We start from the raw sequence: 12790 nt of genomic DNA on the forward strand, positions 1-12790 counted from the left end.
TAATAAATCATTAATATTAACAATATTATTACAAGTACTAAAAACACGTTGGGGCGACCTTTATGCGAATAACACTTAGGCAACTTGAGGTTTTTACAGAAGTATTAAAAAGTGGCTCCACGACGCAAGCATCTCAATTATTAGCGCTGTCCCAATCTGCGGTCAGTGCGTCGCTAACGGATTTAGAAGGTCAACTTGGCGTTCAGCTTTTTGACCGTGTGGGTAAACGACTTGTTACAAACGAGCATGGAAGGCTTCTTTATCCCAAAGCATTAGCTTTATTAGAGCAAGGGGCAGAAGTCGAGCAACTATTCAAAAAAGAGATGGGTGCTGTGCGTCTGGCAGCGAGTACCACGATCGGTAACTACATGTTGCCTGAGATTTTAGCGGGGTACCGGCATGACCACCCAGATATCCCTTTAGAGCTTTTTATTAGCAATACAGAAGAAGTCATTAAAGCAGTGATGGAATTTCGGGTAGATGTGGGACTCATCGAAGGGGTTTGTCATAGCCCTGAACTGATTTCGAAGCCTTGGTTGAAAGATGAGCTGGTAGTATTTGCTTCACCGAAAAATCCGTTAGCGAATAAAAAAGTGACATTAAAAGAACTTAGAGACGCACCGTGGATTTTACGTGAGCGAGGCTCAGGTACTCGAGATGTCCTTGACCAACTGCTTTTTGCTCATCTCCCAGGCTTTCATATTTTAATGGAGCTAGGTAATTCAGAGGCGATTAAACATGCCGTGCGTTTTGGTATGGGGATAAGCTGTTTATCAAGACGAGTAATCGCAGAGCAACTGGACAATGGTACCCTAGTTGAGCTTGAGGTTGATGAGCTGCAGTTGGAAAGAACGTTGTATTTGATTTACCACCGTCAAAAGCACCTTTCGAATGCGATTACTAACTTGTTAGCCTACTGTAATTAAAAATCCTCGTCATCTTTTAACTTGTCGCGTTGTTGGCTGCAATCGACTATCCAAGCCACATACTGGGTAGTCTTATTTGCCGCCTAGCGACAAGCCAAAATATTTTGAGGATTGCAATGAATGTGTTGTGATTGCGATAACGCGTTTTACTTATAATTCTGCGTGAATTATGAAGGTATCTTATAACAGTGAAGAGTTGCTTAGTTCTCACAGCCTATTTTGCTAGAATTCACGCGATATTGGCTGAATAATAAAATACAGGGAACAAATGTCAGAACAACATACCAATACTATCACGCAAGACCGACCACAAAAGTTGCGCCGTGAATTAAAAGCGCGTCACCTTGCGATGATTGCTATCGGTGGCTCTATCGGTACCGGTTTATTTGTGGCATCGGGTGCAACCGTTGCACAAGCAGGCCCCGGAGGGGCACTACTCTCTTATGCCATAATCGGCTTAATGGTCTATTTCTTAATGACGAGCTTGGGCGAGTTAGCTGCCTATATGCCAGTTTCAGGCTCATTCGCCACTTATGGCGCGAAATACGTTGATGAAGGTTTTGGTTTCGCATTAGGTTGGAACTACTGGTACAACTGGGCGGTCACTATTGCGGTTGACTTAGTTGCGGCACAATTAGTGATGACCTATTGGTTCCCTGATACTCCAGGTTGGATTTGGAGTGCCATCTTCCTTGCTATCATTTTCTTACTGAACTTCATTTCTGTTAAAGGTTTTGGTGAAGCAGAATATTGGTTCTCGCTTATCAAAGTCACCACGGTGATTGTTTTTATCATCGTGGGTGTCCTGATGATTTTTGGCATCATGAATGGTGCGGAAAATGCAGGCTGGCATAACTGGGAAATTGGTGATGCGCCATTTGCAGGTGGTTTCTCTGCCATGATTGGTGTGGCAATGATTGTTGGGTTCTCCTTCCAAGGTACTGAGTTAATTGGTATTGCAGCGGGTGAGTCAAAAGACCCTGCTAAAAATATTCCTAAAGCAGTGCGTAAAGTATTCTGGCGTATCCTATTGTTCTATATCTTTGCCATCTTAATTATTAGTTTGATCATTCCTTATACTGATCCTAACTTGCTGCGTAACGATGTTAAAGATATCAGCGTGAGTCCATTTACCTTAGTATTTGAAAACGCAGGGTTATTATCAGCAGCGGCGGTGATGAATGCGGTTATCTTGACGGCGGTATTGTCTGCAGGTAACTCTGGGATGTATGCATCAACTCGTATGCTGTACACCTTAGCACGTGAAGGCAAAGCGCCACGCATATTTGCGCGTTTATCGAAAGGCGGCGTACCACGTTATGCATTATTAGCCACGACAGTTGTTGCGGGTCTGTGCTTCTTAAGTTCTATGTTTGGTAACCAAACGGTCTATCTATGGCTATTGAATACTTCAGGGATGACAGGGTTTATTGCATGGCTAGGCATTGCCATCAGCCATTACCGCTTCCGTAGAGGGTATATCGCTCAAGGTAAAGACCTCAATGACTTGCCTTACCGTTCTGGTTTCTTCCCAATTGGGCCAATTTTTGCCTTTATTTTGTGTTTGACTATAACACTGGGCCAGAACTACCAAGCCTTCTTAGAAGATAATATTGATTGGATTGGCGTTACAGCAACGTATATTGGTCTCCCGCTCTTTTTAGCCATTTGGTTTGGTTATAAAATTGCCAAGAAAACAACCTTTATTCGCTATAAAGATATGAGTTTTCCAAGCTACCGCGAGAATTTAAATAAATAATCCATCATTATTTATGTACTGAAAAACAGCACCCTTTATAGGGTGCTGTTTTTTTGTATATAGCGCAATAAACTCACGGTTTGCTCGTTACTTCTTTTAAATGTTTTGCTTTTCGAGGCAGCTCACACAATTCTATTCACATAACCCATTATTAAATCAATAATCGTATTGATAAGTATTCTTATTTGCTTTATTGTTACCACATTAAAATGTAAGTCAATGAGGTTAATGGTGGAGCTTAATACTATGTCGTCGGTAGCCAAGAAGTCTGTAGCTAGGTCGGTAGTAAAGGGAATAGGTTTAGCGTTATTAGCGAGTGCCAGTTTGAGCGCTTGGTCAGCAACGGTGACTGACATTGCAGGTCGAACCGTTGAAGTACCGGATAATGTTAACCGTATTTTACTTGGTGAAGGCCGCTTATTCAGCGCGGTTGCTCTACTCGAAGGTGATAAACCCATTGAGCGCATTGTGGGGTGGCAAGGTGATTTACGCAAATTAGACCCACAAACTTATGCGGCTTACAAAGCTAAATTCCCCGCGATTGATAATATCCCATTGATTGGAAACACCAGTGCAGACAGCGTCAGCTCTGAGAAAGTCCTCACGTTGAACCCTGACATTGCTATCTTTGGTTTATCAGGTCACGGGCCGGGTAAAAACAGCGAACTAGTTAATCAATTGGAAAAAGCGGGAGTACCCGTTGTATTTGTCGATTTTAGGGATAATCCATTAAAAAATACGCTGCCAAGTATGCGTTTGTTAGGTAAAGCATTAAATCGTGAGCAAGTTGCAAATAAATATGTAGATTTCTATGAAAGAAATCAAAAGCTTGTTACGAATATCACGTCAAAAATCCCTGAAGACAAAAAGCCAAGTGTCTTTATTGAATTACGTGCAGGCGCCTTTGAAGATTGTTGTGGCACCGCAGGTGATGGCAATATGGGGAATTTTATTGATTTAGCGGGTGGCAAAAATATCGCGAAAGGAGTTTTACCGGGCGCATTGGGCACCATGAATTTAGAAAAAATCATTGCGGCTGACCCGAATATTTACATTGCAACTGGCGCAAAAGCGCCGGGCAGTAAAGATGCTGGCGTACAATTAGGTGCGCAAAGCACAGTGAATGACGCCAAAGATAGCCTGAAAAAGATAACAGAACGCAAAGGTATTAGCTCATTATCGGCAATTAAAGATAAGCAAGATTATGCTATCTGGCACAATTACTATAATTCGCCTTACAACGTCATTGCGACACAAGTTTTCGCCAAGTGGTTCTATCCTGAACAGTTTTCAGGCCTTGATCCACAAAAAACACTGGAAGAACTGCACAGAGAATTTCTTGCTGTCGAGCCAACTGGTGTATATTGGGTCAGCGAAAAGTAATGAGAGTAGGTAAGAATTAATGAGTATTACAAGCGAGCCACTAACAGCGGTGGAACAAACCGCTAAACAGGCTGATGATGGTGTAAAACAACATTACCAAAGTATGTTGCGCCGTCGTTTTACATGGATTGTGGTAATTATTGCGGCAATTTTATTGTCGCTAGTTATTGATTTTACATTAGGGCCATCGGGTTTATCACTAGAACGGTTATGGCAAACCTTGATGACGCCTGAAGCGGTTGATGCAGGAACCCGTGTGATTGTATGGGACATTCGTTTGCCTTACGCCTTGATGGCGGTGGTTATCGGAATGTCTCTGGGGTTAGCTGGCGCAGAAATGCAGACCATATTGAATAACCCACTAGCAAGCCCATTTACACTTGGGGTTTCTAATGCGGCGGCATTTGGTGCTGCACTCGCTATTGTGTCGGGGATTGCAATTCCGGGCGTTCCTGACCAGTGGGTGATTTCTGCGAACGCATTTATTTTTGCCTTATTAGCGGCATTAATGTTGGATGCCGTCACCCGTTGGACTCGTGTTGCAACATCGGGCGTGGTTTTATTTGGTATCGCGTTAGTGTTTACCTTTAATGCATTGGTTTCGATGATGCAATTCATCGCGACAGAAGACACGTTACAAGGCCTTGTATTCTGGACGATGGGAAGCCTATCAAAAGCAACGTGGGTGAAATTAGGTGTAATGGCACTGGTTTTTGCATTGATTTTCCCGATTGCCATGATGAGCTCTTGGAAATTGACGGCATTAAGGCTGGGCGAAGACAGGGCGATTAGTTTTGGTATTGATGTTCGCCGTTTAAGACTGACCACATTATTACGGATCAGTATCTTATCTGCGTTAGCGGTGGCATTTGTTGGGCCGATAGCGTTTATTGGTTTAGTCGCACCGCACATTGCTCGCTTAATTTTTGGTGAAGATCACCGCTTTTATTTACCTGCAAGTGCATTAATTGGTGCGTTGATATTATCGATGGCTTCAATTGCCTCGAAGAACATTATCCCAGGCGTGATTATTCCTGTGGGTATTGTGACCTCATTAGTGGGCGTCCCGTTCTTCTTAAGTATTATTTTGCGTCATCGAGGTAACGTATCATGAGTGGCCTGATTATTAACCAATTTAATGCGGGCTACCCAAAACGCGCAGTGATTGAGAACTTGACAACGGATGTACTGCCAAGGGGAAAAATCACTGTATTGCTTGGCCCAAATGGCAGTGGTAAATCGACGTTATTACGTTCGTTAGCGGGGCTGAATAAAGCCACTGGTCAATTATTGTTGGATGGTTTGGACTTAACGCAGCAAAATTTTGCCCAGCGTGCTCAGAATGTGGTGTATTTACCCCAAACTTTGCCTGCGGGAGTACATCTGTATGTTTTAGAGTCAGTGATTGTTGCACAACGTGCTTCTGGCGGTTTAAGCAATGAAAACAATAAAGACGAAGTGATGCACTTATTGCGCCAATTAGGTATTGAACATCTGGCGTTAAGTTATTTAGATCAGCTTTCAGGTGGACAGAAACAACTAGTGGGTTTGGCTCAATCATTAATTCGCCAACCCAACTTATTATTATTGGATGAGCCACTGAGCGCGCTAGATTTAAATTATCAATATCATGTTATGGATTTAGTGGCGAAAGAAACTAAACGCCGAAATATTATTACGGTCGTCGTGGTTCACGATATTAATATCGCATTGAAACACGCGGAACATGTATTAATGTTAAAACAAGGCAAGTTAATTGCCCAAGGTGAACCTGCCGAAGTAATTACGCCAGAAAGCCTTGCCGAGGTCTATGGTGTAAGAGGGCGCATTGAACGTTGCTCCCAAGGTGTACCGCAAGTATTGATTGACGGGCTGGTGGACAAACTCGCGAGTTAATGTGTAATTAATAATAAATGTGCTTGTTATCCTGCAAGCACATTTAATAAACCTCAAGGAGAAGAAATAAAATAGGTTATTGAATATTTACTCGCATATATTAATTAATAAAAATTAATTACCCACAGGAAATTTACTTGTATTAGGGAATGTTTTTTACCATAAATTTCCTATGGGTATTTATTATCCAAATAATAAAAATAATCATAATTATTAGGTTCAAAGAAACCAATGTTGAGCATATCAATTCATATATAAAACAGAATATCTCTTGGAGAGTTGGGAATGGTTGTTTTTAATAAAAGAAAAGTGGCGATTAGCATTATTGCCGCCATCGCTGCGTCGCCTGCATTTGCTGATGATAGTAAAGATAAAATCTATGTGACAACAGCGTCAGGTTATCAACAAAAAATTGAAGATGCACCAGCATCTATTTCTGTTGTGACGCGCGAACAACTTGAAACGAAAGCTTACCGTGATGTGACCGATGCGCTAAAAGATGTACCGGGTGTTTTAGTGACAGGTGGCGGAAGCAGCTCAGATATTAGTATTCGTGGTATGGATGCAAAATACACAATGATCCTGATCGACGGTAAACGTGTTGATACCCGTAGTACGCGTCCAAATAGTGATAATTCTGGCGTAGAGCAAGGCTGGTTACCGCCATTGCCAGCGATTGAACGTATTGAAGTGGTACGAGGACCAATGTCATCACTTTATGGTTCAGATGCGATCGGCGGTGTTATCAATATTATCACCCGTCGTGTACAACAAGAATGGACGACCAGTTTACGTGCAGATACCACAATTACAGAACGTAAAAATTCAGGTAATACAGGGCAAGGCAGTTTCTATACATCGGGACCACTAGTTGATGGTTTATTAGGTGCTAAATTCCAAGGTCAATATTCCCATCGTGGCGAAGATAAAAATGAAGGTGGATTTAATCGCCAAATTATGACGAGTGGCGGCGGTACACTATCACTGACACCAGATGATAAAAATACCTTTGATTTAGACTTTAAAAAAGATAACCAGCACCGTGACTCTCGATTTGGTTATTCAAGACCAAGTACATCCAAGGAGGCGAACCTTGAAAAATTTGAAAACACCCATGCAGCCTTAACCCATTACGGTGTCTATGATGGCATCTCTACTGATACTTATATTCAGCATGACGAATCTAAGAATATTGGTCGTAAGATGAAAGCGCAAGATACGACTATCCGTAATCAAAGCGTCTTTCTATTAGGTGACCATAGTTTAAGTATAGGTGGCCAGTATCGTAAAGAAAAATTAGAAGGTAGTGATAATAAACTGGCTGCAACTCACGGTGCATCAAATGAACGTGATAGATACAGTTGGGCTTTATTTGCTGAAGATGAGTGGTTAATGACCAATGACTTTGCGTTAACAGGCGGTCTTCGTATGGATAAGGACGAAAACTACGGTACGCATTGGACACCACGTGTTTATGGTGTATGGCATGCAGATGAGCAATGGACAATTAAAGGTGGTGTTTCTACGGGGTATAAAGCACCTGATTTACGCCAATCTTCAGCAAATTGGGGGCAGGCAACAGGTGGAAATGCAGGAAATGCAGTTATCTATGGTAACCCTGATTTGAAGCCAGAAAAAAGTATCACAGAAGAGATTGGGGTAATTTGGAATAACCAAGACAATATTACTGCGGGTATTACTATCTATAATACGGACTTTAAAGATAAAATTACTGAAGTTAGACGTTGTGAAAAAGACAACCCAAATTTAAGAGAATGTAGTGTTGATCTTGATGGTCCAGGTGATAACGGTAAAGATCCATACAGATTTATTAGCGACAGAAAAAATGTGGATAAAGCCAGAATGCGTGGTGTTGAGTTAACATTTAATTGGGGTATTTTAGATAACTTAGATTTTGCAGCGAACTATACTTACACAGATACGGAACAAAAAAGTGGTGTAAATAAAGGCAAGCCATTAAATAAACAGCCTAAACATATGGCGAATACTACCTTGACTTGGGAAACAACTGAAGACTTGCAAACTTGGTCGCGCATGAACTTCCGTGGTAAAACCTCAGACTATCAAGGTCGTGGTGAAAAAATGAATAATGGTACGCCATCATATGCATTGTTTGATTTAGGGGCGAGCTACAAATTAAACAAAAATGCGAATTTAGTTGGTGGTGTTTATAACGTATTAGATCGTCGTATTGATTCTGAGGGTTATGGCGCAGAGCTTGAAGGCCGCCGTTATAATATCGGCATCAACTATAATTTCTAATACAACTATTTACTGTTGTTAATCAAAACCCTTTGGTTTATGCCAAAGGGTTTTTTTATCTCTCGCCAAATACAGCCGTTAAAATAAATAAAAAGTGGTTTTTTGGGTGAGAAAATGACGGGAAAAATACAGTTATTAGTTACCTCGCCAAAATAGGCCAAACCATCAAAATTTCTCATCGGAAATAGGGTGGTTTGTTAACAATTTAACTTGCTATTTAAGGTTATGGCGTGCAAAATGCGCGAACTAAAAAATAACTGATGCTCAATAAACTTAAGCATCGGTTTTTTTGTTTTTAGGAACGTTCATTCTAGCGGGGCCGGACATAGAGCCGGAGAGATAATTTTAATATTTACGTGTAGCAAACATTTTACGCTACCGATTTGAGGAATGCTTTTATGGCTTACTTTTTCGCTATCGCAGCAGGGCCAAGCGGCCGTCGTTGCCGCATCGATGACTACGGAGCTCTGCGCAGCTTCGCACACACTCTTCTGACCTCCTCCACGTTTTTTTCTGCCTATAGGCAGATGCAAAGTCTTCCCAGTAACTGTCGATTGAGCCGAAGTAGCTCACAATCGAAAGTTATGGGAGGGCTTAGACATGCCAAATAATTCAATACCTTTATCCATCGGTCCAAACCAAACTGGCGCCAATAACCGCGTACAACTTGCGAAAACCTTAACCTTGGTGCAAGTCGTGATGATCGGTCTGGCATACATCCAGCCAATGACTATCTTTGATACATTCGGCATGGTGTCGGACAAAACAGGTGGACACGTCCCGACTTCATACATTATTGCACTGGTTGCGATACTGTTTACTGCTCTGAGCTACGGCAAGCTGGTGAAACGCTTCCCATCTGCTGGCTCAGCGTATACTTATGCTCAAAAATCAATGAGCCCACACATTGGTTTCCTTGTGGGTTGGACATCTTTGCTGTCCTACATTTTTATGCCAATGATCAATATCTTATTGGCTAAAATCTATTTACAAGATATTTTCCCTAACGTAGAACCTGCGATTTTTGTTGTCGGTCTTGTCATCGTGATGACAGCGGCAAACTTACGTGGTATCAACGTGATTGCGAACCTAAGTACAGTCATTGCGATTATTCAAATCGGTGTGATGGCGGTATTTACAGGGTTAGTGATCCACGGTGTTTCTAGCGGTGAAGGCTCTGGCGAAATCTGGACATTCAACCCATTCGCCAATGAAAAAACAGAAATGATCCCATTAATTGCTGGGGCAACGATACTCTGTTTCTCATTCTTAGGCTTCGATGGTTTAAGTTCCCTGTCAGAAGAAACGCCAAACGCTGGTAAAGTCATTCCTCGTGCTATTTTCTTAACGGCACTCATTGGTGGAATTATCTTTATCACTGTTTCATTCTTCTTACAGCAATACTTCCCAGACGTATCGCGCTTTAAGAATATCAATGAGACACAACCAGATATCATGCGTTTTGTTGCTGGAGCATTCTTCCAGTCAATCATTCTTGTTTTCTCATGCGTAACAGTATTGGCTTCAGGAATGGCGGCTCACGCAGGGAGTGCCCGTTTAATGTACGTAATGGGCCGTGATGGCGTATTCCCAGAAAAAGTATTTGGTTATGTTAGCCCGAAATGGCGTACACCAGCGTACAACGTTTTAATGGTCGGTTTCTTGGCATTAGGGGCAATCTGGTTCGAAATGGACTTTGCGACCGCACTCATTAACTTCGGTGCATTAATCGCTTTTACCTTCGTCAATATTTCGGTGATCAGCCAGTTCTTTATTCGTGAACGCCGTATGACAGGTTTCAAAAACATTGTTAACTATTTAATTTTACCTATTATCGGCACATTAACCGTGTGTGTGTTATGGTTGAATATCGAAGAAGATTCAATGGTTTATGGCCTGATCTGGACAGCGGTTGGTTTAGTCTATATGGCTGCATTGACGCGGATGTTTAAGCGGCCTATGCCGCAGATGAGCGACATCTAACTATATTCTTCATTATTCTTCATATTTCACGTTGTAGCGGTGTTGCGTTCTCAAAACGACATGGGTCACATACTTATGTATGCTCCCCATGATCGTTTGGCTCCGCGCCTTGCTACAACGCGAACTATTTTGAATATACCGTTTGCAAGAAAGAAAAACATATTTATCACATTTCACGCTGTAGCGGTGTTGCGTTCTCAAAACGAAATGGGTCACATACTTATGTATGCTCCCCATGATCGTTTGGCTCCGCGCCTTACTACAACGCGAATTATTTTGAATATACAAGTTACAAAAATATTCTTCATTTTTCACGTTGTAGCGGTGTTGCGTTCTCAAAACGAAATGGGTCACATACATTAGTATGCTCCCCATGATCGTTTAGCTCCGCGCCTTACTACAACGCGAACTATTTTGAATATACAAGTTACAAAAATATTCTTCATATTTCACGTTGTAGCGGTGTTGCGTTCTCAAAACGACATGGGTCACATACTTATGTATGCTCCCCATGATCGTTTAGCTCCGCGCCTTGCTACAACGCGAACTATTTGAATATACCGATTGTAAGAAAGATAAATAACGGCAAGAGGTCGTTCTAATCAGTACGAAATTAAAAATAGCGCCTTGGGCGCTATTTTTTTGCCTGTTAAGAATTCTTTAAGATAAACCGTGTAGCCTATTAACATCTTAATATTATGTGATATTGTTGTTGGAACTAATATCGCACAACTCATAATCAATATGAATTCGAGTAAGAAGGCGCACACATGAAAGATGCACAAAAACCTGAGAATCAACGATTATTACTCACACTCAGGAATATTGTTGGTAAGAAAAATATCCTCACTGAGCCGCACAAAACAGAACGTTACCGTAAAGGGTTCCGTTCAGGAACTGGAGATGCAATCGCGGTTGTATTCCCGACGACCTTGCTGGAGCAATGGCACGTATTCAAAGCGTGTGTGGAAGCCGATAAAATTGTCTTAATGCAAGCGGCAAACACTGGTTTGACCGAAGGCTCAACACCTAGCGGTTATGATTATGACCGCGATATTGTGATTATCAGTACATTACGATTAAACCAAATTCAAGTGCTTCCCGAGTTTAACCAAGTGGTTGCCATGCCGGGCAGCACCTTATATGACTTAGAAAAAATTCTAAAACCTCTTGGACGTGAACCACATTCACTGATTGGTTCATCTTGTATTGGTGCATCCGTTGTTGGCGGAATTTGCAATAGTTCTGGCGGTTCATTAGTACGCCGTGGCCCTGCATATACCGAGCTTGCGTTGTATGGTCGCGTTAATGACGATGGAAAAGTTGAGCTAGTAAACCATTTAGGAATTGATTTAGGGAATACGCCAGAAGAAATTCTGACTAACCTGCAAAACCGTGGTTATAGCAGTGAAGATGTGCAAGTTAGTGATAAATTAGCTTCTGACCATGAATATGCTGAACGTGTTAGGGACGTTGATGCAGATTCACCATCACGTTTTAATGCGGATGAACGTCGTTTATTTGAAGCGTCAGGGTGTGCGGGTAAATTAGCTGTATTTGCGGTGCGTTTAGATACCTTCCCAGCGGATAAAAAAACACAGGTTTTTTATATCGGCTCAAATAACCCAGATGTACTGGAAGATATTCGCCGTTATATTCTGAGCGAATTTAAAAACCTGCCTGTTGCTGGGGAATATATGCACCGTGGTTGTTTTGATATTGCTGAAATATACGGTAAAGACACTTTCTTAATGATTGATAAATTTGGCACCGATAAAATGCCAATGTTCTTTACCATTAAAGGGCGTATGGATGCAGTATTAAATAAAGTGCCATTCTTACCGTCTAATTTAATTGACCGTACAATGCAAGTACTCAGTAAATTATGGCCATCACATTTACCGCATCGAATGAAAGAGTTCCGCGACCGTTATGAACATCATTTAATGTTAAAAATGGCCGGGGATGGAATCGATGAAGCAAAAGTTTGGCTAAAATCCTATTTTGCTCATGCAGATGGCGGCTATTTTGAATGTACCCCAGAAGAAGGGGCAAAAGCCTTTTTACACCGTTTTGCTGCGGCAGGTTCTGCGGTACGTTACCATGCGGTTCATAACAAAGATGTTGAGGATGTATTACCGCTGGATATTGCACTGCGCCGTAATGACAGGGATTGGTTTGAAAAGCTGCCACCTGAAATTGAAGATCTCTTAGTGCATAAATTGTATTGTGGGCATTTTATGTGCCACGTTATGCACCAAGACTATGTTTTGAAAAAAGGGGTTAACCCGAAAGAATTAAAAGAAAAAATGTTGGCTTTATTGGATGAACGTGGTGCGCAGTATCCCGCAGAGCATAATGTTGGGCACTTATATAAAGCGCCACCACAATTAAAGTCATTTTATAAAAATGCAGACCCGACCAATACGATGAACCCTGGTTTAGGTAAAACGACTAAACGTAAACATTGGGAAGGGGATTGTGGTTGCGGGCAATCAGGTGATCATTAATTTAAATTAATTTAAACCTAAAAACGGGCAGAGCGTTTCTATTCTGCCCG

8 protein-coding genes are annotated in these 12790 nt (G+C 41.7%); all 8 read left to right on the forward strand.

Annotated features, from left to right (window positions below; all coding sequences use genetic code 11):
• Positions 1 to 62 precede the first annotated feature (62 nt).
• Complete coding sequence (yieE, locus tag J6836_RS04930) at positions 63 to 926, forward strand: DNA-binding transcriptional regulator YeiE (protein WP_219247330.1); 864 nt, start codon at positions 63 to 65, stop codon at positions 924 to 926.
• Positions 927 to 1194: 268 nt separating this feature from the next.
• The gene (locus J6836_RS04935) at positions 1195 to 2685 is read left to right on the forward strand and encodes an amino acid permease (RefSeq protein ID WP_219247332.1); all 1491 of its coding nucleotides are present in this window, start codon (positions 1195 to 1197) and stop codon (positions 2683 to 2685) included.
• Between the two features lie 246 nt (positions 2686 to 2931).
• Complete coding sequence (locus J6836_RS04940; RefSeq protein WP_219247334.1) at positions 2932 to 4068, forward strand: ABC transporter substrate-binding protein; 1137 nt, start codon at positions 2932 to 2934, stop codon at positions 4066 to 4068.
• Between the two features lie 19 nt (positions 4069 to 4087).
• Positions 4088 to 5182 carry a FecCD family ABC transporter permease gene (locus tag J6836_RS04945; protein ID WP_219247335.1) on the forward strand — a complete coding sequence of 365 codons (1095 nt, stop codon included), beginning with the start codon at positions 4088 to 4090 and terminating at the stop codon, positions 5180 to 5182.
• On the forward strand, positions 5176 to 5964 hold the full coding sequence (locus J6836_RS04950; RefSeq protein ID WP_219249386.1) for an ABC transporter ATP-binding protein: 789 nt from the start codon (positions 5176 to 5178) through the stop codon (positions 5962 to 5964). The genes J6836_RS04945 and J6836_RS04950 overlap by 7 nt, the downstream gene beginning before the upstream one ends.
• 285 nt (positions 5965 to 6249) lie before the next feature.
• Positions 6250 to 8247: a ligand-gated channel protein gene (locus J6836_RS04955; protein WP_219247336.1), complete on the forward strand. Its 1998-nt coding sequence runs from the start codon at positions 6250 to 6252 to the stop codon at positions 8245 to 8247.
• A gap of 600 nt (positions 8248 to 8847) precedes the next feature.
• Positions 8848 to 10230 carry an APC family permease gene (locus J6836_RS04960; RefSeq protein ID WP_219247338.1) on the forward strand — a complete coding sequence of 461 codons (1383 nt, stop codon included), beginning with the start codon at positions 8848 to 8850 and terminating at the stop codon, positions 10228 to 10230.
• A gap of 770 nt (positions 10231 to 11000) precedes the next feature.
• A complete protein-coding gene (gene dld / locus J6836_RS04965; protein ID WP_219247340.1) occupies positions 11001 to 12740 on the forward strand; it encodes a D-lactate dehydrogenase in 1740 nt (579 codons plus the stop codon).
• The last annotated feature ends 50 nt before the right edge of the window (positions 12741 to 12790 follow it).

Origin of the sequence: Providencia sp. R33 (assembly GCF_019343475.1) — a bacterium.
GTDB lineage: Bacteria > Pseudomonadota > Gammaproteobacteria > Enterobacterales > Enterobacteriaceae > Providencia.